Origin of the sequence: Leptospira brenneri (assembly GCF_002812125.1) — a bacterium.
Classification (GTDB): domain Bacteria; phylum Spirochaetota; class Leptospiria; order Leptospirales; family Leptospiraceae; genus Leptospira_A; species Leptospira_A brenneri.
Window position 1 is genome coordinate 464,270 of sequence record NZ_NPDQ01000001.1, and the last position, 24,432, is coordinate 488,701.

26 protein-coding genes, 1 pseudogene and 1 riboswitch are annotated in these 24,432 nt (G+C 38.0%); of the genes and pseudogenes, 17 read left to right on the top strand and 10 right to left on the bottom strand.

Annotated elements, in window-relative coordinates; all coding sequences use genetic code 11:
• Positions 1 to 147 precede the first annotated feature (147 nt).
• The 11 genes and pseudogenes from CH361_RS02300 to CH361_RS02350 all read left to right on the top strand — a co-directional run bounded on the left by CH361_RS02300 (position 148) and on the right by CH361_RS02350 (position 7,504).
• On the top strand, positions 148 to 573 hold the full coding sequence (locus tag CH361_RS02300; RefSeq protein ID WP_125232046.1) for a hypothetical protein: 426 nt from the start codon (positions 148 to 150) through the stop codon (positions 571 to 573).
• A gap of 9 nt (positions 574 to 582) precedes the next feature.
• Positions 583 to 1,257, top strand: a complete 675-nt coding sequence (locus tag CH361_RS02305; protein ID WP_425268657.1) for an LA_3478 family PerA/PerB upregulated protein — start codon at positions 583 to 585, stop codon at positions 1,255 to 1,257.
• Positions 1,254 to 1,787, top strand: a complete 534-nt coding sequence (locus tag CH361_RS02310) for an LIC_10705 family lipoprotein (RefSeq protein ID WP_100789198.1) — start codon at positions 1,254 to 1,256, stop codon at positions 1,785 to 1,787. Before CH361_RS02305 ends, CH361_RS02310 begins: the two co-directional genes overlap by 4 nt.
• 33 nt (positions 1,788 to 1,820) lie before the next feature.
• On the top strand, positions 1,821 to 3,239 hold the full coding sequence (locus tag CH361_RS02315) for an LIC10707 family hydrolase (protein WP_100789199.1): 1,419 nt from the start codon (positions 1,821 to 1,823) through the stop codon (positions 3,237 to 3,239).
• Positions 3,230 to 3,955 (top strand): LA_1694 family PerA/PerB upregulated protein, encoded by a 726-nt coding sequence (locus CH361_RS02320; RefSeq protein WP_100789200.1) that lies wholly within the window; start codon positions 3,230 to 3,232, stop codon positions 3,953 to 3,955. Before CH361_RS02315 ends, CH361_RS02320 begins: the two co-directional genes overlap by 10 nt.
• Positions 3,937 to 4,587: a hypothetical protein gene (locus CH361_RS02325; protein ID WP_100789201.1), complete on the top strand. Its 651-nt coding sequence runs from the start codon at positions 3,937 to 3,939 to the stop codon at positions 4,585 to 4,587. The genes CH361_RS02320 and CH361_RS02325 overlap by 19 nt, the downstream gene beginning before the upstream one ends.
• Positions 4,588 to 4,618: 31 nt before the next feature.
• Positions 4,619 to 5,158, top strand: a complete 540-nt coding sequence (locus CH361_RS02330) for an LIC_10705 family lipoprotein (protein ID WP_100789202.1) — start codon at positions 4,619 to 4,621, stop codon at positions 5,156 to 5,158.
• 15 nt (positions 5,159 to 5,173) lie between these two features.
• Positions 5,174 to 5,464, top strand: a pseudogene (locus tag CH361_RS02335) (hypothetical protein); the annotation flags it as partial.
• 14 nt (positions 5,465 to 5,478) lie between these two features.
• Positions 5,479 to 5,931 carry a DUF1801 domain-containing protein gene (locus CH361_RS02340; RefSeq protein WP_100789204.1) on the top strand — a complete coding sequence of 151 codons (453 nt, stop codon included), beginning with the start codon at positions 5,479 to 5,481 and terminating at the stop codon, positions 5,929 to 5,931.
• A 113-nt stretch (positions 5,932 to 6,044) separates the two neighbouring features.
• On the top strand, positions 6,045 to 7,061 hold the full coding sequence (locus CH361_RS02345; RefSeq protein WP_100789428.1) for an alpha/beta hydrolase: 1,017 nt from the start codon (positions 6,045 to 6,047) through the stop codon (positions 7,059 to 7,061).
• 92 nt (positions 7,062 to 7,153) lie between these two features.
• Entirely contained in the window at positions 7,154 to 7,504 is a 351-nt protein-coding gene (locus tag CH361_RS02350; protein ID WP_100789205.1) for a DUF3147 family protein, read from the top strand.
• A 141-nt stretch (positions 7,505 to 7,645) separates the two neighbouring features.
• Here CH361_RS02350 and CH361_RS02355 read toward each other — a convergent pair whose 3' ends face one another.
• Positions 7,646 to 8,140 (bottom strand): class I SAM-dependent DNA methyltransferase, encoded by a 495-nt coding sequence (locus CH361_RS02355; RefSeq protein WP_100789206.1) that lies wholly within the window; start codon positions 8,138 to 8,140, stop codon positions 7,646 to 7,648.
• A 95-nt stretch (positions 8,141 to 8,235) separates the two neighbouring features.
• Entirely contained in the window at positions 8,236 to 9,198 is a 963-nt protein-coding gene (locus CH361_RS02360; RefSeq protein WP_100789207.1) for an LA_2444/LA_4059 family outer membrane protein, read from the bottom strand.
• A gap of 164 nt (positions 9,199 to 9,362) precedes the next feature.
• Here CH361_RS02360 and CH361_RS02365 point away from each other — a divergent pair, with 164 nt between their 5' ends.
• Entirely contained in the window at positions 9,363 to 10,976 is a 1,614-nt protein-coding gene (locus CH361_RS02365) for a fumarate hydratase (RefSeq protein WP_100789208.1), read from the top strand.
• 25 nt (positions 10,977 to 11,001) lie between these two features.
• On the opposite strand, the gene CH361_RS02370 is transcribed toward CH361_RS02365, so the two are convergent.
• A complete protein-coding gene (locus CH361_RS02370) occupies positions 11,002 to 11,799 on the bottom strand; it encodes a type 1 glutamine amidotransferase domain-containing protein (RefSeq protein ID WP_425268658.1) in 798 nt (265 codons plus the stop codon).
• A gap of 380 nt (positions 11,800 to 12,179) precedes the next feature.
• On the opposite strand from CH361_RS02370, the gene CH361_RS02380 reads away from it, so the two are divergent.
• Positions 12,180 to 12,578 (top strand): SRPBCC domain-containing protein, encoded by a 399-nt coding sequence (locus CH361_RS02380; RefSeq protein ID WP_100789209.1) that lies wholly within the window; start codon positions 12,180 to 12,182, stop codon positions 12,576 to 12,578.
• A 104-nt stretch (positions 12,579 to 12,682) separates the two neighbouring features.
• Here CH361_RS02380 and CH361_RS02385 read toward each other — a convergent pair whose 3' ends face one another.
• The 3 genes from CH361_RS02385 to CH361_RS02395 all read right to left on the bottom strand — a co-directional run bounded on the left by CH361_RS02385 (position 12,683) and on the right by CH361_RS02395 (position 16,868).
• Entirely contained in the window at positions 12,683 to 14,725 is a 2,043-nt protein-coding gene (locus CH361_RS02385; RefSeq protein WP_100789210.1) for a cation:proton antiporter, read from the bottom strand.
• 45 nt (positions 14,726 to 14,770) lie between these two features.
• Positions 14,771 to 14,894: riboswitch (cyclic di-AMP (ydaO/yuaA leader) on the bottom strand.
• Between the two features lie 110 nt (positions 14,895 to 15,004).
• Positions 15,005 to 16,396, bottom strand: coding sequence for a class II fumarate hydratase (fumC, locus tag CH361_RS02390; RefSeq protein WP_100789211.1), 1,392 nt, complete (start codon positions 16,394 to 16,396; stop codon positions 15,005 to 15,007).
• A gap of 139 nt (positions 16,397 to 16,535) precedes the next feature.
• A complete protein-coding gene (locus CH361_RS02395) occupies positions 16,536 to 16,868 on the bottom strand; it encodes a hypothetical protein (RefSeq protein ID WP_208861381.1) in 333 nt (110 codons plus the stop codon).
• A gap of 181 nt (positions 16,869 to 17,049) precedes the next feature.
• Between CH361_RS02395 and CH361_RS02400 the strand changes: the two genes are divergently transcribed.
• Positions 17,050 to 17,457 (top strand): P-loop nucleotide/nucleoside kinase family protein, encoded by a 408-nt coding sequence (locus tag CH361_RS02400; RefSeq protein WP_208861382.1) that lies wholly within the window; start codon positions 17,050 to 17,052, stop codon positions 17,455 to 17,457.
• A gap of 124 nt (positions 17,458 to 17,581) precedes the next feature.
• Here the strand turns inward: CH361_RS02400 and CH361_RS02405 are convergent, their stop codons facing one another.
• Positions 17,582 to 17,845, bottom strand: a complete 264-nt coding sequence (locus CH361_RS02405) for an RNA recognition motif domain-containing protein (protein WP_100789214.1) — start codon at positions 17,843 to 17,845, stop codon at positions 17,582 to 17,584.
• A gap of 257 nt (positions 17,846 to 18,102) precedes the next feature.
• Positions 18,103 to 18,594, bottom strand: coding sequence for an FKBP-type peptidyl-prolyl cis-trans isomerase (locus CH361_RS02410; protein ID WP_100789215.1), 492 nt, complete (start codon positions 18,592 to 18,594; stop codon positions 18,103 to 18,105).
• A 93-nt stretch (positions 18,595 to 18,687) separates the two neighbouring features.
• Between CH361_RS02410 and CH361_RS02415 the strand changes: the two genes are divergently transcribed.
• On the top strand, positions 18,688 to 20,364 hold the full coding sequence (locus CH361_RS02415) for a Na/Pi cotransporter family protein (RefSeq protein WP_100789216.1): 1,677 nt from the start codon (positions 18,688 to 18,690) through the stop codon (positions 20,362 to 20,364).
• 96 nt (positions 20,365 to 20,460) lie between these two features.
• Here CH361_RS02415 and CH361_RS02420 read toward each other — a convergent pair whose 3' ends face one another.
• The gene (locus tag CH361_RS02420; protein ID WP_100789217.1) at positions 20,461 to 22,464 is read right to left on the bottom strand and encodes a 7TM diverse intracellular signaling domain-containing protein; all 2,004 of its coding nucleotides are present in this window, start codon (positions 22,462 to 22,464) and stop codon (positions 20,461 to 20,463) included.
• Between the two features lie 69 nt (positions 22,465 to 22,533).
• Positions 22,534 to 22,860, bottom strand: coding sequence for an LB_289 family protein (locus CH361_RS02425; protein WP_100789218.1), 327 nt, complete (start codon positions 22,858 to 22,860; stop codon positions 22,534 to 22,536).
• 213 nt (positions 22,861 to 23,073) lie between these two features.
• On the opposite strand from CH361_RS02425, the gene CH361_RS02435 reads away from it, so the two are divergent.
• Entirely contained in the window at positions 23,074 to 23,451 is a 378-nt protein-coding gene (locus CH361_RS02435; RefSeq protein WP_425268659.1) for an LIC_11090 family protein, read from the top strand.
• A 91-nt stretch (positions 23,452 to 23,542) separates the two neighbouring features.
• Positions 23,543 to 24,382 (top strand): MbnP family copper-binding protein, encoded by an 840-nt coding sequence (locus tag CH361_RS02440; RefSeq protein ID WP_100789219.1) that lies wholly within the window; start codon positions 23,543 to 23,545, stop codon positions 24,380 to 24,382.
• Positions 24,383 to 24,432: the final 50 nt, after the last annotated feature.

Consider the following 24,432-nt stretch of genomic DNA (forward strand, 5'->3'; position numbering starts at 1 on the left):
TTTTGGTGAATGGAAACGTTCGGCAAATGGAGATATTTTTTTAAGAACAAATACAAAAGGTAGATTATTTGTGAAGGAAACCATTGACGGTGTAGTTTCAAAGGAATACTTCGAAACAATTAGAAATTCTTCCTCAAATGCCAGTTTGTGGGAATCTCTACTCTTTTTAATGCATCCAGTCGCTTCCAATGGCATACACAAGAAAAAGATGCCATCTCTGAGGATTTGTACACTCGGGTGATCAAAATTTCCTTATTACTTTTTACTGGATATTCTTATTTTGAAGCCCAAAAGGCAAATGCTATTTTGAAAGATTCTTTTATGGGTTTTAATCAGGGAGCTGAATCAAAATTCCAAAGAGCGTATACTCAATACCAATTGGCTGCTTTAAGTACAGTTGCCTTTTTTGCTTATTCCGGTACCAAAGCGTATTTACGATTTGGAAGGGATGAAAATTTCAAATCATTAAATATACCAACAAGAGAAATTCGTAATTTAGAAGAATCAAATTCTGGGCTACAATTTCAAAATCGAAATCAAAGAATAGAATTCGTCGCAGAACAAAACTTTTAAGGAAATCCAATGAAAATGCAAAAAACGAATCCTGTCCTGAATTTGAAAAATGTAGTTTTGTTACTATTCATTGTCTTTTTTATTAATTGTATTGAATCTAACTCTGGTAAGGTTCCTCCACTAATTACTGCGAATGTAACACCATACACTCCTGGAGACCTTGGAATTCCAACCCCTCCCGCAGACTCGCCACTAGCAACTTTGCCAGCAATCTCCAATAACGAAAGGGCTGCTATCGAGGAAACTTTCCAGATGATGGCTGAAAATGGGCAACTGGATCAAAAGTTCGTAAAGGAATCGTCTGTGGCCTCACGTAATCTCCTCATGAACCGTCCTTTAACTGATGCTGAGTTAGAGGCAAGGGTAGAAGCTGAATTAAAAGGCCAATCTTATCCCGTTCCTACCTATGGTTCGGAACAGGCGGTTTTACAAAAAGAAAGCGAGGCCGCCGATGCCTTTTACGGACGAATTGCGAGTGACCTTCCTACTTTAACCGTGCCCGAATTAGTCAAAGTTCGTGAAAACTTTACCCTTAGCCTTGTCATGATTCGATTTATGATAGACTACGGCACGACAGACAATGGAATTCCCACTTCTTTTTTGATCATGGCTCGCGAAAAGGCAGTGGCCATTCGCCAAAAAGTCAATGAGGAATTAATCAAACGAGGAGTGACCACCTTATGAAAATCACTTACTTTCTTCTCATTTGCACATTCTCTCTGTTTGGTTGTATCCGTAACTCCGATCCTCGCACCTATGGGATTCCGAATGATGCAATGGCTCAGATTTTATTATTCTTTGTGGTTCCGAATTTAGACTTTAACCAGTATTGTCCACCGACAGACCAAATTCCCATCCTAGAACCAGGAACATATAACCGTTATATGGCGGAGGGAGATACTTATATTTTTGATAACCGTGCGAGGTTGAATGCTACTCGAACATGGACATCGCAGGAATACTTTACATTTGTGATACAGGAAAATCCTGGGCAGGATATCAAACTCACTAGTCCTCGTTGTGGGACAAGCCCTGGGGGATATCCTGCCAGAAATGATTCAAACCTTATCGGGCAATTGGAAACTGTAAGGATACCTTTAATGATTCCGCCATTGCCCGTTTTAAGATATGGTTTTTTCACTATACTAACTGCCACAACTGGATCTGGTATTGTTAGTTTTACAACACCAAGTCTACAGGATCCACCACAATGAATAGGAGTTGTTTTTATCAAAATGGAAAAGAAAATGAGTAGAAATATAACGGCTTTTTTTAGTCTTCTGGCAATATGGATTTCTCCTATCTTGGCTGATAAAAATGCATTTCGAACTTTTTTTCCAGAAGAACGTCAGGAAGTTGAGTATTTTATAAACGATACTGATTGCAATACTCAGTTCAGTGATTCGCATCCAGACTCCTTTGAACCAAACAAAACTTTCCTAACCTTTTATGGGGATAGTCTTGGAGACTTTGTCGAAGAGCCTTTGTATGGGTATTTTGGCTGGGATAAATACCTGACGATGATGAATTTCGGAGTCGAGTGGAATGTGCAGAATTTGGCAGTAGCAGGATATACGACGGAGGGTGTATATAATTTGGTTAGTCGTTGTGCTCTTTCAATAGAAAAGCGTATTAATTTCAAAACATCTCCTAACGTAGCACTAGAAATTGGGGGAAATGATTTTTGGGGTAATTCCCTTCTCCTTACCTTTATGCCTTGGAAATTTGGTTCGGTTGTGGATCGAGTGATATACAATACCAAAGCCATCCTTTACCAACTAAGGAATCCGCGTCGTAATAAAAATATATTGGTGATGGGAAACTTTCCCAATCTCTCTTATAGTCCAACCTTAGGGCACACAAATAAGTATTTTAAACCACTTTCTGTACATCCAGATGTCAATTTTTCATTGAATATGGATAAACTCAAAGAGGAACAAGCTAAGGCTTTTCGGGATGATGTCCAAAGGGGTTTCATTGCTTCTATGGGTTCCATGGGAGGATGGCTTGTGGCTTTTATTATGCCTGTTGATATCAACAAACTGAATGCAGAATTTTCACAAGCGATATTGGGAATCAAACAAGCGTACAATGAAGCCATTGCTAAATTAGTGGTTGTCTCAAACATCATGGAATTAGAGGCACTGCATTCTCAGATATTAAATTTAGGTTCTTCTCCCACAGGATTTGATGATTGGTATTGGCAATGGCTTCGGACCATTCGTAATAATCCAAGCATGGTAACTAGTCTCGGGATGCTTTTTTCCCAAGGTCCACTGGAACTTAGTGTCCAAGAAGTGAATCAGAAATATGGAAATGTGCATTTTTTACCCATGTATCATTTGTTCATTCGCCAACATGATTGTTTTATTTTTGGACAGTGTTGGGTTGCCAATCCCCTGTTGTACCAGGATCAAATCGGTCATTTAAATTTCCTTGGTTATACAATCTGGGCCAGCGCTCTATCAAATAAAGTCGTGGAACTCAATTGGCATAATTCATTGGTGAATGGACCTCCTAAATTTAACGGAGCCGTTTCCATTCCTGGAGATGATACTGTAGTCGTTCCTACAATTGATGAATACCCACCTGATTCAGTTGTGATTCATCCGGATCCTATTGATATATTTATTGTAATTTGTCTTTTTACAGGAAAATGTTGGTAAGTTGTCAGATTAAGATTCAATACAAACTCATCTGGTTTTTATTTATTTGTTTTGGTTGCATTCAGAAAAATGAATCGAATCCGAGTGTCATATTGACATTGGCCAGACAAAATCTTTTTACAAATCCTATCCAGGTTATTCCTTCACTAAGGGCTTGTTTGGTGACAAGGCAGATTCCAACTGGAAAAATTACCACTTGTTTTGAAACTACAATAGAGAACTGTAATCTAACGTTTTTTAATAATATCCCAACTAACCAAATTTTACAGAATAGAAAAGATGATTTAAACTTCATCAATATTAATTTTCCAAATTGTACTGCTGGTGCGACCCCTTTATCCATTCAATATTCAAATTTAGTTCCTCCAACAGGAATGTTTTTCAAAAAACTTTTGGATATCAATGGTCCAAATTTAGAAAACCAAATTCGTTTTACGAATCAAGAAAGTTGTAAGATTTTGGGGTTAGAGGTTTCGGAATTTGTTTCCGTTAATTTTGAAAGGATTGTGAATTCGGATGAATTGAAACAATTAGACAGTTTAGAAGCAGAACTTGCTTTAATCCCTACGACAACATCAAACTGTTTCACAGACCTAAACTATAATCAAAGTCTCATTACACTAACGAATAAAATTCGAACCGGAGTTTTGCAGACAGGAATTACCTGTGCCTATCAAACAGGAGTTGAATTTCCTTTATGTCCTTGGAGTCTATAATTTTGCAAGGTAAGATTTTTATTGGACTAAGTCTGATCTTTATATTTCAGTGTTCCAATCCGTTGGACAAAAAACCAATTCAAGAAAATTATTTTAATTATCTTGTACTGACTACTACAAGTTTGCCTTGTCATCCTCAAAGTTATGAAAGTCCATTTCAATTTAACGATACCGTCGGAGATGTAAAAGCAGGTTTTTTAAATTCTCCTTCGGATGTTGGATATCTAGACTTAGTTAACGGTTCGATCTATGATCAACTGGATAAGATTGAATTTCAGTTAAAGGTAGAGACAATACCTGATACACTAAATGCAAATTTATCATCGGTGAATGGATCACCAGAATACGAATGGTCTTTCACCTTTCGCAGTGACCATACTTATAAAATTGGTATTGTTCATTATTCTAATGGAGTTCCAGAGCGAATGAAGTTTCAAAATTTTCAAATTTTAGTTTGGAAAAACGAAATTTTTCTTGGTGGATGCGGGAACCTAGCCATTCAAGGAGACAAAATTCATTGGCTTTGTGATAAGAACACAATTCCTCAATTGGGGGAGATTTCTCAAACAAAATCAATATTCATCGAATCTAAACAGGTAAGCCAGGGACTAGTTTATTCTGATTGTCATTAAAATAAAATAGGCTAGGATCATTGACCACCTTATGAAAATCACTTACTTTCTTCTCATTTGCACATTTTCTCTGTTTGGTTGTATTCGTAACTCCGATCCTCGCACCTATGGAATTCCGAATGATGCAATGGCTCAGATTTTGTTATTCTTTGTGGTTCCCAATTTAGACTTCAACCAGTATTGTCCACCGACAGACCAAATTCCCATCCTAGAACCAGGAACATACAACCGTTATATGGCAGAGGGAGATACTTATATTTTTGATAACCGTGCGAGGTTTACACAAACAGCACCGGTAGGGGAGAGCAGATTTTTTACATTTACCATCCAAGAGAATCCAGGCCAAAATATAAAACTGACTTCACCTGCTTGTGGTAATAGTTCGTTCGAAGCACAAGCAAAAGGAGATTCTGGCCTCAATGGGCAATTGGAAACAGTTTACATTGATTTACTCACACCACCATTCCCTTCACGTAGAGCATGGTTTTTTGTAAAATTGACAGCAATTTCGGGAGTTGGAAGCGTTTCCATTACTACTCCAACTGCAGCAGATCCAAAAAATGCACACTAGTAAAAGAGAGAAACAATGCAAAAAATAAGTTTATTAAGTATTATTGTTATTCTTACTGTAGCACCAGTATATTCAGATAAAAATGCGTTTAGCTTTATTGTTAGTGATTCATTTTTTAATTACGAAAGCCTAGTTAAAAAGAGCGATTGTAATAATCAATTCGATAACTCTCATCCAGCCTCCTTTGAACCCAATAAAACTTTTTTAACTTTTTATGGAGATAGTTTGGGTGATTTTGTGGACGAACCTTTGTATGGGTATTTTGGCTGGGATAAATATCTGACGATGATGAATTTTGGAGTGGAGCCTTAATAACGACTATGCCAAACCCCGTAGAAGAATACATCCAATCGTTACCAGAAGAACGAAGAGAGCCTTTTCTCAAACTACGAAATACAATTAAAAAGAATCTTCCCGAAGGTTTTGAAGAAAGCATCCAATACAAGATGATCGGGTTTGTGGTACCTAAAAAAACATACCCTAATGGATATCATGTAACACCGGAACTAGCACTTCCCTTTATCCATATCGCTTCCCAAAAGAATGGCCTTGCTCTCTATCATATGGGGATTTATGCGGATCCAAAATTACTCAAATGGTTCCAAACCGAATACCCCAAACATTGTAAAACCAAATTGGATATGGGAAAAAGCTGTATTCGTTTTAAAAAGTTAGAAGAAATTCCTTGGAAACTTCTTGGAGAGTTAGCAACAAAAATGAGTGTGAAGGATTGGATTACTTTGTACGAGAAAAATATTTCCATCTCCTCATAAAAGATTCCTAGCGTTTCAAAATTGTATCCTTTATTATCGATTTATAAAATAGAAATCAGAAATCTTTTCTTTAAAGTTTTGACAATCTAGACAGAACAAAGACGATTATGATCATGAATTTCCTATTCAGGTCGGTTTTCCTAATATCATTTAGTTTTTTTATATCTTGTATTTCTTCTACAGAGAAGCCAGACAGTTATTCCAAAATTTCTCACTGGCAAAGATACCAACACTTTCTGCCAGAGGATCTACGATTTCGCAAACAGAACTTACCGACCGAGGAATTTCAAGAAATCAACGGATACAATGTACATATAGACCGGTATTCTAAAAAAGAAGCCGATTGTAAAATCCTACTCATTCATGGTGGAGGAGGGAACGGTCGAATTCTGGGAACCTTGGCAATTGGATTAGAGAAACTTGGTTGTGAATGGGTGGCACCCGATCTCCCTGGATTTGGTCTTACAAAAATTCCGTCAAACAAAAGGTATGTACCTTACGAAGATTGGGTTTTGGTATTAAATGACTTAATCCAAAAAGAAAAACAGAACCATCAAAAAATAATTTTGTTTGGACTAAGCATTGGAGGAATGCTTGCTTATCAAGTAGCAGCTTACAATGGTGAGGTGGATGGTCTGATTACAACTACTCTAGTGGATCCGAGAGAACCAGAAGTCCGTGATGCCATTGCTTCTAATCGATTTTTGAGCAGGGTGGGAATGCCTATCAATTCAGTTTTTTCGTTTTTGACAAATGGAATGTACTTTCCCATTAAGTGGTTTAGTAAAATGGAATACATTACCAATGATCCTAGTTTTTCAAAAGTTTTTGCAGAGGATCCTTATGCAGGTGGTTCCAAAGTGAGTTTGGGATTTTTAAATACATTTCTAAATTACAAACCAAAGTTAGAACCAGAATCCTTTCAGGTCTGTCCTGTTCTACTCGCACATCCAAGCATTGATCCATGGACTCCCACAAATTTAAGTAAAACTTTTTTTGATCGAATGAATGGAAAGAAAGAATTTGTGATACTCACTGGAGCAGGTCATTTTCCCTATGAAGAACCTGGTGTTTCCGAGTTAAAGGCTTCTATTACGAATTTTGTCAGTCAGCTAAGGCTGAAAAAATAAATTTTGACAACCGTATGGTAAATGAATTAGCTAAGAGTCCGATTTTAAACTCAAACATTAGGAAGTGACTCTTTCCTTTTGGAGATTTTTTTATGACTTATATCATTATCAAATACTTAGTCACTGCTGCACTAGTTGTCATCATATCAGAAATTGCAAGAAGGAATGACCGTATGGGAAGCCTCATCGCTTCTCTTCCGTTGGTGACAATACTTACATTACTCTGGCTAAAATTTGAAAATGCTGGTACAGAAAAAATTTCCAACCATGCCTATTTTACGTTTTGGTTTGTGATTCCTACATTACCAATGTTTTTACTGTTCCCCAAATTAAATCTTACTTATGGGTTTTGGATTGCACTCATGGGAAGTATTGGATTTACCATTGTGTTATTTTATCTCTATCATTTGGTGTTAAGTCGATTGGGGATCCGATTGTTTTAACATTGCCTCTGGCAAAGGTTATCTACTTAAAGAAAACTTTATTACTTTTCAGCGATTGCTAGAAACAGGGAAGCATCTTCATTCATAAAAATATTTTTACCATGGTGAAAGGTTTTCATTTCAAACTTTTTAAATCCAACTTCATTTAGTAAGGATTTTATTTCGACTTCGGAATCCATTGTGAACTTTTGGATGGTTAATCTTTTTATTTTTATCAAAATCAACAATCATTAGTTTTTCATTGGGATTTAAGATTTCATAAAAAAAATTCAAAATCTTTTTTGTATCAGGGATATGAAGGAGAACGAGCGAAACAAGTAAAATATCTGCTTTTTTATTTCTAGAACTCCCTAGAAAGTTAGAATGAATCACTTCCGCGTTTGTTAGATTTAAGTTTTTGATTTTTTCTCGGACGATGCCGAGCATTGGTGCCGAAGAATCAATGAACGATACATGACCCACTAAGGATGTTAAACTGAGACCGACAAGTCCAGTACCACATCCGTAATCAAACAAAGTTTTTGAATGGCTATTTCTACATTCCTTTTGGATTTCGCTCGCAATGATTTGGGCGAGTTCTTTTCGTTCCGGTGTATCGTAATGATTGGCAAGTTGGTCAAAAACATTTGGTTCCATTACTTCTCTCACAAATCGTCTGTTAATGTAAATTTGTCAAGAAAGATAGTAAATCTGGAGAAGGATTGCCAGTTAACTTATGTATAACGGATTTTCTAAAAATTCACCATCATACCTAAATAAATTCCTCGTAAACTATCGAAGTTTTCTGATTTTTTGGGAAGGTGCATTTCCCAGTTGCCAGTGATCGTTGGATTCGTAGAACCTAAATTTTCCGTGCTGCGACTGAGTTGGATTTCATTATAATGCAAATAAGAGAATTTGGAGAGAATCATATTGTAACCGATAAAGAACTTCATATTCGGATGAAAGGAATAGGAAAAGGAACTATCAAATTCATAACCTCGAAATATTCCTGCGGTACCTGCCGTGGAGAATGAATATTGAAACCTATCCTCCATAAGGTTTGGTTGTTTGAAAAACCGCGTGCCTTGTGTATAAAATACATCCATTGTTAGGTGGAATGCAAAATCTTGAGTGAGTTGGTAAATGGTTTGGATGGAGACTTGCGGGCCATAAGTGAAAAAGTATTCTTTGAAAGTGCCTTGTCCTAAATAATTTCCATACACATAGCGGTTGATATTACGAATCCCACCTCCTAAATAAAATTTCCAATCCCGACTTAGATCCAGAGTTTTATAAGCATTGAATTCAAATTCCGAACGAGCCATAGGGGAAAGATAGAACCTGGAAAGATTTGGGCCTTGTGGGGTTTGTTGGAAAAGTAGCGTGTTCGCGTTTACAATTTCGATCTCAAAATAGGAAAGTTCTAATTTGAAACCCTTTGCCAGGTTTTCATAACCAAACACAAAAGGGATGAGAACTTTTCCGTTCTCCTTCAGTGCCGTACTAGATCTTGTGGGAACAAAAGATTCATTTTTCTCAGTGAGGGAGGTGTATTCGTAAGGTAAATAGTTGTAGGTTTGTCTTTTTAAAAGTAAGGTCCATTTAGAATTTTTGGTTTTCTCCTCTGGAGTTTGTGGTTCAGTCCCCGGCCCTTCTGCAAAAATCCCCCAAGAGAAAAAAACCAGGAAAATATAAATGCGGTTCGGTTTCATTTTCCTTCGTTATATCCTGGATTTGAGAAAGAGAAACGATTTTTCCGGTTTGATTCTTATTTTCTCGTACGTTTCTTTGATCAGTGTTTCACGAAAGTTCTCCCAAAAATTCATTTACTGAAAAGAGAATTCCCTAAACATAGAAGTTATAAATAGAGGTTTCCATGCCAGAGTTTTTTTACGCCGATCCTTTTCCTTTAAACGGGGACACCACCGAATACAAATTATTGACAAAAGATTATGTAAGCACTGTCCCCTTTGGTGATAAAGAAATTCTCAAAGTAGAACCAGAAGGTCTTACCTTCCTTGCAGAAAAGGCAATGGAAGATGTATCTTTTTATCTTCGAACCGCTCACCTTACCAAAGTTCGTAAAATTTTAGATGATCCCGAAGCAACACCAAATGACCGTTTTGTGGCAATGGCTCTGCTTAAAAATGCTGTGATTGCTGCAGATAAACAACTTCCCTCTTGTCAAGATACTGGAACAGGGATTGTGATGGCAAAAAAAGGGGAGTATGTCATTACCGGTGGCAATGATTCAGAAGCCCTTTCTCGTGGAATTTATAATACTTATGTAAATCGAAACCTTCGTTATTCCCAAGTGGTTCCTCTCACTATGTACGACGAGGTAAACTCAGGTTCAAACTTACCGGCTCAAATTGATATTTACTCCACTCCTGGTGACAAATACAGTTTTCTCTTTTTAGCAAAAGGGGGTGGATCGGCTAACAAAACTTATCTTTTTCAAGAAACAAAGGCTTTGCTCAATCCAGCATCCCTTGAAAAATTTATTACGGAAAAAGTTTCCAACCTGGGAACTGCAGCCTGCCCTCCATACCATATCGCAGTTGTGATTGGTGGGACATCAGCAGAAGCAAACTTAAAGACAGTCAAACTAGCGTCAGCTGGTTATTTGGATCATTTGCCAACCAAAGGTGACAAATTTGGATCAGCCTTCCGTGATGTAGAACTAGAAGAGAAGATGCTCCTTGCCGCTCAAAAATCAGGAATCGGTGCCCAATTTGGCGGGAAGTATTTGGCTCATGATTTTAAAGTCATTCGCCTCCCTCGTCACGGTGCTTCTTGCCCTGTGGGGCTTGGTGTGAGTTGCAGTGCGGATCGTAATATCAAAGCAAAAATCACAAAAGATGGAATCTTTTTGGAAAAACTAGAATATGATCCTTCTAAGTTCCTTCCCACCATTGATGATGTGGATACAAACACAGAATCTGTACATATCAATCTCAACCAACCAATGCCAGAAATTTTAAAAGTTCTGACACAGTATCCTGTTAAAACACGTGTTATGTTGTCGGGACGCCTCGTTGTAGCACGTGATATTGCTCATGCTAAACTGAAAGAAAAATTAGATAAGGGCGAACCTCTTCCTGATTATTTCAAAAATCATCCGGTGTATTATGCAGGTCCTGCTAAAACCCCAGAAGGAATGCCATCTGGATCCTTTGGGCCTACTACGGCGGGTCGAATGGATAGTTACGTTCCTCTATTCCAAGAGAAAGGGTATTCCATGATCTCTCTGGCAAAAGGAAATCGTTCCAAAGTTGTGACTGACAGTTGCAAAAAAAATGGTGGGTTTTATCTTGGATCCATCGGTGGTCCTGCTGCCCTTCTTGCCAAAGAAAATATCAAAAAGGTAGAAGTCTTAGACTTTCCAGAGTTAGGGATGGAAGCCGTTTGGTCGATTGATGTAGAAAACTTTCCTGCCTTTATCGTGGTGGATGACAAAGGAAATGATTTTTTCCAAATGTTGAATTGATTCGTTTTAACACTTGCGTTAGTTGTTAAGTGGAATAACTTTCAACTAACTGGGCGAATTCATATCCAAACTTATGAGCATCTCCCGGCCATCGTGCAGAGATAAAATTCTGATCTCTCACTGTAAAACCGGCAGATGTATTGTTCGTTTTGTCTCGGAAAATACCTAAGTTACCACTTTGGAATTGGGAAGAATGTTTCAAAAAAGATTTCACTTCGTCTTCGACAGTTATATTGTATGTGAGATAATAATCGCCAAGCCAGAGTTTTGTTAAGTTATACGCTAGTAATTCCTGTTTTTTGAGAAGAGACGTTGTGCTTAGATTATATAAAACCGATTTATTTGTATTTGGATCGATGCTCCTTGCAACAAGTAATACACCATGGCAAATAGCACCAACTGGTTTTTTTTGATCGAAAAAGTTTACAATTATTGATTGCAGTATTTTTGATTCCAAATAAGGAATCATTCCTTTTGCATGTCCACCGGGTAATAGAATTCCATTGTATGCATTGGGTTCAATTTGTTCATATGAAATGGGTTTTAGAAAATTTTGATCTTTTTCCAAGAGATCAAAATCAGCACGGGCATCTCCACCTGCACGTAAAATTGGTTTTAAGATACCCAATCCATCACCAAATAACATGCGTTTATCAGCGTTGCCTTTTTTCCCCGAAGGAGTTGCAAACACAACTTTATGTCCTTTTGTGGTGAGGATTTTCCAAGGAATACTAACTTCACTTGGATCAAAATCATTTTCAGGAATAGGAATGAGTATCATATGTTTGTCTCGTAAATTGAGTTCACAGTAAAAAAAATCCATATTTTTAAAAGCGAATTAAAATCTTTATAGGGTGGGATAGAAAGAAATTGAATGGATTTTTAAGTAGACAGAAAACGAGATTCTTTGTTTAACTAAATGGTTAAATAATTGCACATGTCAACCTGGCGTAGATTGAGTCTAGGAATTGACAAAGCGTCCGAGTTAACCCAAACATCTGCTGGAAACAAAGATGTTCTGTTGGGTAGAGGTGAGTCTTTGTTATCGGGAATTGATTTTATTTCCCTTGGATACGAATTGACAATCCACAAAACAACTCCTAAAACTATGCATTTGATCATAATTTGTTTTCTATATTTTTGATGATTTTAAGCATTCAGCTAACATAAGTAAAATGATTATTTAAGGGAGCGGGAATTTTCATGTGTAAAACGATAAAACAGAAGGTAAAGTTTAAAGCCTCTCCATTAACAATTTACCAGCTTCTCTCGGATACAAAGAAAGTCACGGCACTGACTGGCGAAACTGCGATGATTAGTAATCGTATCGGTGGTAGCTTTTCTACTATGTCTGCAAAAGTTTCTGGGATCATTGTCGATCTGAAGCCTTCCAAACGAATTGTGTTAGCCTGGAGAAGATTCGATTTTCCCGAAGGAATTTTCTCTATGGCTACGTTTACATTAAAAGAAACATCCGTTGGAGGGACCGAGCTCGTACTCACACATCGCGGTGTGCCGAAAGAACTGATTCCTGATATAGAAGAAGGTTGGCGTCAAAATTATTGGGATAAAATTCGCAACGCGATCAAAACTTTAGATTAAGAGATACGAACCAAGGAAAGGAATGCTTCCCTTGGAACGAACCAACTTAGATTTCATATTTCGTTTGAGAAAAACCAAAGAAATGGATTCAACTCTTAAAAAATTTAAGTTCTTTTTTTACCCAAAATCAAATAGTTCTTTTTTAGAAATTCAAAGTCTTTCTCTGTGTTCCAATTTCTAACAAACAAATGATGGTTTGGATCAAAATGATCTTCATCTTTCCATTGTTTGAATAAACTTGAATCTCCTCCCAAACTGTTGATAATGGATACGGCGCCTTCTGAATCTGATTCCATAAAAATTTTGTTTAATGATTCGAGGCCTTTGTTTACGAATATTGCAACCGAACAATTCGAAGATTTAATGATCTTTTTAAGTGGACCTTTGTTAATTTCTTTCCACGATTCTACATTCGGTGATCCTAATATCAAAAGGTCTGGTTTGTATTCATTTAACTGTTCCCATAAGGCAGTTTCAAAATTTTCTGAAGAGGAAAATTGAAAGTCTACAGGGATTCCTTCGTTCGCAGATATAAACCTGATATTTTCGAAGAGGATGGACATTTCGTACTGAGATTGTTCAATATCGAAGTTATAGTTTTGATTTACGTGGAAGGTTCTGAATTTTGCGTTGGGAAAAATCTTGTAACAGAGTTTTAGTAAATCGATTCCTGTTTTAGGTTTTGCGAAAGCAATTAAAATCTTGGGATCAGAATTTTGTTCTGCATTTTCCAAACCAGAGTTAAGATCAATGGTTTCTTTTTTCTTAAAAACTTTCTGAACCAGATTGATCGCAGGGCCACTCATAGCAGTGGTGACTAATGCCATAATGACCATAATTGTAAATAATTCTGGCCCAATGATTCCCATCTCTAATCCAATATTCAATACAATGAGTTCCATGAGGCCTCGTGTATTCATAAGAATCCCGATGATGAGGGAATCCTTCCAGGATTCTCCGAGGAACTTTGCTGATATTGTGCTACCACCAAACTTACCAAGAATGGCAACAAACAGAATCAACAAACAAATGAGAAAAAGATTTGGATCGGATAAAAGTCCAACTTGTGTTTTTAATCCGGAGTATGCAAAAAATAAAGGAAGAAGAAAAATCACACTCACGTCTTGGAATTTGTTAATGATGATTTTTCTAATTTTATGATTTGCCGGAATTGTAGAACCCGCAATGAAAGCACCAAACAAAGAGTGAATCCCCATGGATTCAGTGAATAAAGATGAGACTGTCAGCCAAATGAAAAGAAAGAACACGATGTAGTTGGGAAGAAAATCTATATTTTCTAATTTCGAAAGACTACTCGCAAACCTGGTTCTTACATACTTGAAGGCCAGATACAGAAAGAGAACCACTCCGAAAAAACAAAGTAAAACTCCCGACATGGAATCGGAGGAGGTGAGCCCTAAAATCAAAGCTAAAATCAACCATGCGGTGACATCATCTGCAGCAGCACAGGTGATGGCGAGAACTCCCGATCTTTCTGTATTTAATTTTTTTTCCTGAATGATCCTTGCAAGTACCGGAAATGCGGTGATCGACATGGAGATTCCGAGGAAAAGACTAAAAGATAGAAAGGAAACTTTTTCAGGTGCCAATCTTTCAAATAAAAATAAGGAAGTAATCACACCCAGTAAAAAAGGAAACATGATCGAAACATGGCTGATGACAACAGCAGTGTGCAGACTTCCATGTAAATTTTTCCAATCGGTTTCAAGACCGATGAGGAACATAAAAAAGATTAAACCCACTTGGCTGAGTAACTTGAGTGAACCCATGGAAGAAGCTGGGAATATCATCTCGGAAAACTCTGGTGCCAACATCCCAAGTAGTGACGGCCCTAATACCAATCCTCCAGTGATTTCTCCGATCACACTGGGAATGCGAATTAAAGAAAATAAAAAAGAGAATAACTTACAGGTAACAAGGATTAGTAGAATTTGGAGTAACAATCGTCCAAAGGGAGACTGCAAGTGGGCTAAAAATCCAGTTAAAAAGTGTGAAAAGTTTAATTCCAAACTCAAAGGATTTAAACCATGATTGAGTGGGAATTGTATCTTACCGAGGTAAAAAACGAAAGCAAGTGCGCTAAAAAACAACGCAACCGCTAGAGAATAGAATACTGAGGACTTCATAATTAGCCTTCCTTACAAAAAATAATTTGTGGAAGGTGATTTAGATTTACCTTCCCTCAAAGTCTCCGAGGTTAGCTGTCGGGCTAGGATTGAGAGATATCCTCTGCAATTGCAGTACGCCCCCAAAATTGGGTCCCCCGTCTCTATATGAGCTAGACAAGGGCAAATAAAAAGTAAGCCATCGAAATGTCAAACAGAATATTGAACGGGTTTTTAAATGAAAGACTTCTTGATTCAAACATTATGATATTCTAAAGTAATTTTACCTAATCTAAAACCTTATTCTTTCGGGAAAATCATTTCTTCTGGTTTTACCCAAAGATCAAATTCTTCTGCTGTGAGGATTCCTAGTTTGATCCCCGCTTCTTTTAAAGTAGAATTTTCTTTATGAGCTGTTTTTGCAATCTTTGCTGCTTTGTCATAACCGATGTAAGGATTGAGTGCGGTCACAAGCATGAGAGAACGATTTAAGTTTTGGTTTATGGTTTCTTTGTTTGGTTCAATTCCTCGGGCACAATGTTCTTCAAATGACAAAGTTACATCCGCTAACAATCGTATGGAATTGAGTACATTAAAGATGATGAGTGGTTTGAAAACATTTAGTTCAAAGTTACCAGAAGATCCACCTACATTCACTGCCACATCGTTTCCAATGACCTGTGCGGCTACCATAGTCATGGCTTCGGATTGAGTCGGATTGACTTTGCCTGGCATAATGGAGGATCCTGGTTCGTTTTCTGGAATGGAAATCTCTCCAATTCCAGAGCGTGGACCCGATGCCAACCAACGGATATCATTTGCTATTTTCATGAGGGAAGAGGCGATGGTTTTTAAAACTCCACTCACTTCCACGAGAGAATCATGTGCTGCAAGAGCTTCAAATTTGTTTTCTGCGGTGATAAAGGGAAGTCCTGTTTCTTTCGCAATCATCTCTGCCGCTTTTTTTGCAAATTCTGGATGGGTATTGAGTCCAGTTCCGACAGCGGTTCCTCCGAGGGCCAACCGGTAAACGGAAGGTAACACTCGTTTGATCCTATCAATGGAATAGGAAAGTTGTTGTACATAACCTGAAAACTCCTGTCCTAAGGTGAGAGGAGTTGCATCTTGCAAATGAGTGCGACCAATTTTTATGATGTTTTCAAATTCTTTTGATTTTTTGTTTAATGTATCATGAAGTATTTGTAAGGCGGGAGTCAGTTTGTGAACCAATTGTTCGGCAGTGGCAATGTGCATGGCTGTCGGAAAAGTATCATTGGAACTCTGTGCTTTGTTCACATCGTCGTTGGGATGGATGGGCTTTTTGGAACCTATCACACCACCGGTCATTTCGATGGCACGATTGGAGATGACTTCATTCACATTCATATTGGTTTGGGTTCCGGATCCGGTTTGCCACACGGCAAGGGGAAAGTGGTCATCTAAAGACCCAACGATCACTTCTTCGGCTGCCTTCACAATGAGGTCTGTTTTTTCAGCGGATAAAATTCCTAATTCTTTGTTTGTGAGTGCTGCTGATTTTTTTAGAATCCCCAGAGCCCGAATCATTTCTCGGGGAAATTTGTCCGTACCAATGTGAAAATGGTGGAGGGATCGTTCCGTTTGAGCGCCCCAATAACGAGAAGCTTCTACTTCGATCTCTCCCATGGAGTCGGTTTCGATTCTTGTTTTCATATTCCCTCGAGATTCAATTCATAAAAATTGGATTCTTTATGTAGACTAGGTTGGTTCTCTGAATCGAAGAAGAAAAACTGTGAGTGAAAAATAGAAACCCTCTCGGAGAAAAAAACACGAGAGGGGAAATGTTTAAAAGTTAAAACGGTTGGTAGAAGGCAAGATAAGCGGAACAAAGCCCAAGTATAGGGAAAACAAACCAAAGGATTTTGGCAAGTTTAGGACTTTTGTATGCAGGGGCCATCAGTCCACCAAACAGAAGCCAGATGACGATTTTTAAAATGACCCAAACTGGAAGTGCTGAGTGAGAGATCCCTCGAAATTTCATGAGACCAAATCCAGCGATGATGATGAGTAGGAGACCTACACCGTGAGTGATGGCGACTACAGTTTTGAACTTATTTTCGGACTTTTTTCCTCCATTGATGGTGAAAAGAGCGATTCCACCAAGCGATAAGAATAACAGATACATTCCGAAAATATGGATGAGTTTATAAGCTTCGTACGACACAAAAGTCTCCTTGTTTCTGCTCTATTCTTTCAGATAGAACCTTTCCTTGCGAGATTTTTCTCTTTTCTTTAGAGGAAAAAGAATTAGGGTTTGGGAAATGGCACCAAAGCAATCACAAGGCCTGAGACCAATTCTCACTTCCATCGAACCAACAAAAACATTACTGGCTTTAAGAGGAATTCCTGGTTCCGGAAAAACAAGTTTAGCAAAAGCTATATCCATCACAAATGGTGCCCCTATATTTTCTATCGATTCCTATTTTGAAAATGAAACTGGCGAGTATAATTTTGATTATCAAAAAAACCATTTAGCTTACAAAGAGTGTGAATCCAAAACAAAGGAAGCTCTAGAACTTGGTGTTCCCTTTGTCATCGTGGACAATACTTTTACTTTGAAATGGGAATTGGAACCTTACATTCGTTTAGCGAATGAATTTGAGTATTTGTTTTTTGTTGTGACTGTGGAAAATAGGCATGGTGGAAAAAATATTCATCAGATTTCGGAAGAACAAATAGAAAAGATGAAGGCAAAATACCGAGTAGTTTTGTAAGGAAAAATCATCCTAATTAAAAACATATTGTTATGGTTTATTTTTCTATCTTTCGAAAAACCAAAAAGGCAAAAAAAAACCGCCACTTAAACAGAGTTAAGTGACGGTTTTAGAACAAACTAGATTATCTCCAGTTGTTAGTTTTTGGTTTTGCGATGTTTACTTTCATCTCACGGTTAAGAATGTTCTTTCCGTTAAGTTCTTTGATTGCGTTATCAGCTTCTTTTCCATCTTTCATTTCGATGAATCCGAAACCTTTAGAACGGCCAGAATACTGGTCAGTGATGATTTTTGCAGAAGTTACTGCTCCGTGTGCTGAGAAAAGCTCACTGAGTTTACCTTCAGTCATATCGTAAGAGAGGTTGCCAACGTAAATGTTTACTGACATAGTTTTTGTCCTGTTTGTTAAAGTTGACTCGGGAATTCTAGATTTACAATCGTCGGGACCCTAAAAGGGATTTTTTGGTAAGAACTCCAGAAAAATGCAGGGAAAAACTTGGGAAAGCTACCAGCGTGCAAGCTTGAAAGGACTACTTCGGCGGTGAAAATCAACAATACTCTGAATCTTCTGTCAGTGTAATTACCCTTTCTAAAAAAAGCAATCTGAAAGAAGACCCAGAGCGAAAATTACGAAGCAAGAAATTTTTAATGGTGGTGGTGTCCGCCTGGACCGTGTACGTGACCATGTTGTTTTTCTTCTTCTGTAGCCTCACGAATGGACTTGATGGTCACAGCAAAGTGAAGAGTTTCTCCAGCTAACGGATGATTGCCGTTCAGAATGACATCTGCATCACGAACTTCTTGTAAGTACAGAACCATTCTACCTTCAGGAGTGTCCGTTTGGAATTCCATTCCGACTTCTAACTCCGCTTCCGCTGGTAGTTCTGATTTTGGAACTTGAAAAATCAATGCTTCGTTATATGTCCCATAACCATCTTCAGGTGGTACTGTTACATTTTTTGAATCTCCGTTCACTAATCCTTCTAGTTCTTTTTCCAAGCCGGGAATGATATTTTGCCAGCCATGGAGGTATAATAACGGTTCGTCTGATTGGTCCAGAGTTTCTCCCTGGGCGTTCTTTAGGTGATAGGAAAATCCTACAACCATTCCTTTGCTGATGGTTTTTGACATATTCATTACATTGTACCAATGGAAAAAAATACTGCAACCGAATAAAAGGTTGGTACCAAATTGTAATCAAAGAAATTGAACCTTGGAAATATTACATCTATGAATTGGTCACTACTCATTCAGGTTTTAGGCGGACTCGGGGTTTTCATCTACGGGATGAAATTACTCAGTGAGTCCTTACAACGTGTGGCGGGAGATCGGCTTCGGTCTTTTCTTTCGTCTATGACGAGAAATAGAGTTTCTGCTGTGTTCAGCGGACTTTTTATTACATCTACAATACAATCTAGTTCGGCAACTACCGTTCTTGTCGTTGGATTTGTAAATGCCGGTCTACTTTCACTCGCTCAAGCTATCGGTGTGATCATGGGTGCCAATATTGGAACCACGGTTACGGCTTGGATTGTTTCTTTTTTAGGATTTAAGTTTAACATCGCCTCATTCGCTTTACCAGCCGTTGCCGCGGGTGTGGTTTTATGTTTTTCTAAAAAAGAAAGCAGATCTGGTTGGGGAAGTTTTCTCATCGGATTTGGATTTTTATTTTTAGGACTAGATTATCTAAAATCATCTGTACCTGACAGTGCAAAGGATCCTGAGAGTTTTCAGTTTTTACAACAATACACTAATATGGGATTCAACACCATATTGTTGTTTGTTTTGATTGGAGCTTTGCTCACTATTGTCATCCAATCTTCTTCTGCTTCTACTACGATTACGATTACTTTGGCATTTTCTGGTTTTATCCCGATTGATGCAGCTTATGGAATGATCCTTGGTGAAAACATAGGAACCACCATTACGGCAAACCTTGCCGCCATTCCAGGAAATCGAAATGCTAAAAAGGCAGCTCTCGCTCATACTTTATTCAATGTATTTGGAGTAGTTTGGGCCTTACTTTTCTTTAAGTTTTTTACAGGCATTATCGATGATTTGATTCCTGGTGATCCATTAACAGATAAAGAATCCACAAGATTCCATATCTCTCTTTTTCATACCTTGTTCAACATTACAAACACTTTGATTCTTATTTGGTTTGTGAATACAATCTCCAAAGTAGTCAGTGCCATTGTAGACGGACTTGCTTCTAAAACAGGAAAAGACAAAGATTCGATTCGTCTTTTACAAGCTGGCGCAGTCAAAACGACTGAACTTGCGATGGTAGAGCTTGTAGAGTTCACTAAAAAAATCATTCGAGATACTTATGATTTCCTTCGTTTGACAGAGCAGATTTTACTGCAGCCATATGACGCCACCCGTGTCCTCCAGGTCTTAAAGAAAGAAGAGGAGTTAGATCAAATCCGAACAGAGGTTTTGACTTACTTAAATCAAATTCAAGAGACTGGTGTTACTGGGAACTACGCGAAGGATGTTTTGGGAATCATGGAAAGAGTGAAGGCTGTGGAAGAAATGGGTGATAATTTTGCATCCATCGCTAGAAAGATGAGAAAATCACATCGCCAAAAAGTATCTCTGGACAAAACGTTCGGTCATACTGTAAAGGATCAGATTGATTTACTCAAACACCACTACGACATTTTACTTGTTAACTTGGACCAAAGTGAAACTTTTGATATCCTTGGTAACCCACAAATTCGTAACCAAAGTCGCGAGTATCGTTTTCAAATGATTCGTTCCGTGAAAAAGAATGATTCCAAAGTGAAGAAGAAAAAATATCAGAAAAAGGATAACTTACTGCCTGCACTTTTGTATCGTGATATTTCTCGTAACTTAGATAATATTTCCAGATTACTCAACGCTGCTATTTATGCGGATGTTTGATAAATAACTTTTAAACCATTGTTACTTTTGAAAACCACTGTCTGTGAGAGGCAGTGGTTTTTTTATAGAAAGGCCACAATCATCGTTGCATTTTTGTTAGCTGATCTCAATTAACAAAAATGTGATATCATCATCAGCAGATGTGGTTTGCATCCGCCTGCGGATATGGGTTTCTATTTTTTCAAATAGGGTTTCAAAACTTGTATGTTTGTGGTCACTCAACCACTCTAAAAAAACATCTTCCCCACTTCCGTCATTCGTAAACTTATTTCCATTTTTGTCCTTTTCCCACATATCCCAAAGACCATCGGTAAAAAGCAAAAGGCGGTCACTCGCAATGAGGGGGTGAGTTTCTTCTTCGTAGGTTACATCTTTCGAAAATCCAATGAGTTTGCCTTTGGGTCGGATGATTTGGATCTCTGAACCATCTTCCCGGAATTTATAAAAAGCAGGGTGGCCTGCGTTTGCTACTGTTAGTTCCATTGCATCCAAATTGATATGAGCGGCTGCTGCGGTCAGGAGTTGGTTTTTGTAAATTCCCACGAGAGAACGATTGATGGTTTCGAGAATTTTACCTGGACCGTTGGCAAAAGCTAAGGTATGGGTGTGGGCAATTTTGAGCATCGCTGCTTCAATGGCTGCCGGCACTCCATGACCTGTCACATCAGCCATAAGACATACAATTTGATTTTTGCTAACTTCAGTTACATCGTAGAAATCACCGCCCACTAAAGATTGGGGGATATAACCAGCTTTGATTTTTAACCCTGGAATTTTTGGCAGGACTTGCGGAAGGGTGGATTCTTGTAATTTTTGAGCAAGAACAAGTTCTTTTTGGTAAGCGATTAACTTTTGTTTGTTGATTTCTGCTTTGAGTTGGATTCTATCTTTTTCTTTCCTGACCACGGAAATTCTGTCACCAAGTCCAAAGGCCATTAGGAGCACTTCAAAAGCCATACCCACCTGGAAAGAATTTTCTGTGAAGGCATTCACAGGCAAAACACCCATGTATTTGAGAACAGTTGCAAGACCACCTATAATCACCATAAAGTAACCATAAAAATAAAATCGGGCAGGTGGGAATTTTTTGATAAAGGCTACGTAATAAGAAACAAACAAAGCAAAGAAGGCGAGTAAAAATGAAAAAATATCCCCAGCCTGGTTCATGAAACGATAAGATAAAAAAGGTAAAAGACAAATGCAGATGATGGAAATGACCATCAGTCCTAAAAAACAGATCCTAATATAAGGTGCGTTTTCCTTTAAGTTCATAAAGGTGATACTCATAGGAAAACAAGTGAGTAAAAATAAGAAGTAAAGAAGGTTATGTGAATTATATACGAGTTCGGGAGAATTAGGAAAAAATAAAACCGGCAACAAACCCTGTAAAGAAAGTTGGAATAAAATGGCAGAAATACAAAGGTATAAAACGTAAAAAATGTATGCTTTGTCTCTGACCATAAAGTATACAAATAGATTGTAAATACTCATGACCCCAACGATTCCAAAATAAATTCCTTGGAGTAAGGTGTCCCAAGAAGTAAAACTATAAAAATTCTTTTCCTCTGCAATCATCAGGGGAACGGACATGGAACTATCGGTTTTGACTCCTACAAAGTAAGTGACTGTTTCACTTGGTAACAAATCGGTAGCAAAACTAAATCCTCTATAATCTCTATCTCTATTTTCAAAAGGGAAACGTCTTCCTTGCCTGTTTTCTAAGATTTCACCTGATTCTCGTAATGCGAAAAAAATAACATCATCCAGTAAGGGGTATTTTATATAGGTGATGGTTCGTTTGTAATCGTTTTCATCGTTATGAACAACAAAACAAAACCAGTATTGTTTGTCGGTGTTTCCAAAATTGGGGATAACACCTTTCGAATTTTGTAAGGGTAATGTTTGGAAAAGGTTCGAAACTTCAGTTACCGAATGAACGGAAGGAGTTTGGGTAAAATAAACTAGATGGTCAGAGAGATCATAAGGGTTGCCCCGGGTAGAGGAGAGAGGAACTATGCTTGTATTGGGACAAGGATTTGAGTCAGCGGATAAGTTTGTATAAAAGAGACATAACAGAATGAAGGTGAAAGTCTGTTTCATACAGGAAGGTCACAAGTATAAGACGAAGACCTTCCTTTGTAAATCTGTTTGTTTTAGAAAAAAAATGGATTAAGCTGTGACAGCAGGAATTCCTGCAAGGATACGAAGTGCGTCGTAAGCTTTTTCTTTTTGTTCTACTTTGGTTTTATTCACTGCTTTTCGGATGATCACATCCCATTGTTTTTCTGGATGTTCCATTTTCATGTTTTCCAGAAGTTCTAAAATGTTTTCATCATCGGATGCGTTAAAAATCTCATCCGAATCATAGCGAAACATTCCAAAAAGGGCGTCGATGTAATCCCCTACACTCATGGCTTCTTTTTGACCAGGTAGGATTTTTTTCTTTTCTGCCTTTCGCAGTTCTCTTTCCCTGCGTTCTAGTTCCGTGCGTTTCATCTGATGGCCTCTAGCTCGTTTGCATTGGTTCCAAGACCATGTTTTCAAAGGGCGAGTGGGACGACACCAAATTTGTCCAAAAATTGGCTCGATTTTTGGGTCGGGTGAGCGAACATGGGGGAGATGCTCTGCAAACGGTGGATTGCCGGTAGTCTGGCCTTATTCCTTTGCACCCAATTCCTTTTTTTAGGAAGTGGGCTACTGGGGTTTTGTGTGGAATCCGCTTCAAAAATCTGCCAGTGCAACCATGGATCCAAAAAGGAAAAACATGGAAATGCAGAAGACCAACTTTTTTCAGAAGATAAGGAGTCATCCGTATCCTTAACTTCTTCACACGATCACCGAAATCAATCCGAAGAAACTCTGAAACCCAGTTGCCATGATGCAAAATCGGGGGAGGTCCATCTTTGTTCTTGTAAAAAACAAAAAAAAGATGCCCTCAGTTTACGTTCACACCACCAAACTATGGATAAACCGAATTTAACATTTGGTTTAGTAACACCTGTTCTTTTTTCTTATACAATCTATGAATCTACATCGACTCTTCTTGATGGTCAGGTTCCTTCTCTCTTACGACCACCGCGTACTTAAGATTCTCACAAACTATATTCCGAATACTGGAAGGTGTTTAATATATCTTCCAGTTCCAAGTAAAAATAGTATTTTAGAATATTAGGTATTTATGAACATATTTAAAACTTTTTATATTTCTTTTTTGATTTTTGGATTCGTCTCCTGTAATCCGAATTCTAAGTCTGATGACAATCAAACTTTAGCACTTTTAGCTTTAGCGATTCCACAAAATGTAACTCTTGATTTTGAGGCTCTCGCTAATGGACAAAACTTAGTTACTGGTTCGAATATTACGGCAGATGGTAGAACGGTGCAGTTTCGAGATTTCCGTTTGTACATTTCTGAAGTAAAACTCATTAAAGCAGATGGAAGTACGGCAGATGTCACTTTGTCTACTGATAATGTTTGGCAATCGAATGGAGTTGCTCTTGTGGATTTGGAAACAACACGAACAACGGAGACGAATAGTAAAGTAACAGGTACCGCTCCGATGGGAAGTTATACTGGTGTTCAGTACACTGTAGGAGTTCCCGAATCAATAAATCATTTGGATAGTACAAACCAAAAGTCTCCTTTGAATATTGGCCTTATGTATTGGTCTTGGACAGGTGGATACAAACACGCTAATATTGAATTCACTTACGACGGTACAAATTGGACTAGTTTGCATCTGGGTTCTACTACTTGTAGTGGGGCACCGAACTATGGGAATTGTACAAAAAAATTCCGAGCTTCCATTCAACTAAGTGGTCAGTTGAATGCTGGGAGCCAAAAGATATCTCTTGATGTAGATAAATTATTAAACGGACATACATACGGAGCCATGGGTATGTGTATGCCTGGTGATGCTTCTGCCGCCTGCCAACCGTTGATTCGTGCATTTGGATTGAATGAATCCAACGGAGCTGCTGATGGAACTTACACTCAAAGGATCTTTAGTTTAAAATAATATTTTGCAGGTTGGTGTTATTCAATATCAACCTGTAAAACTATTAAGGA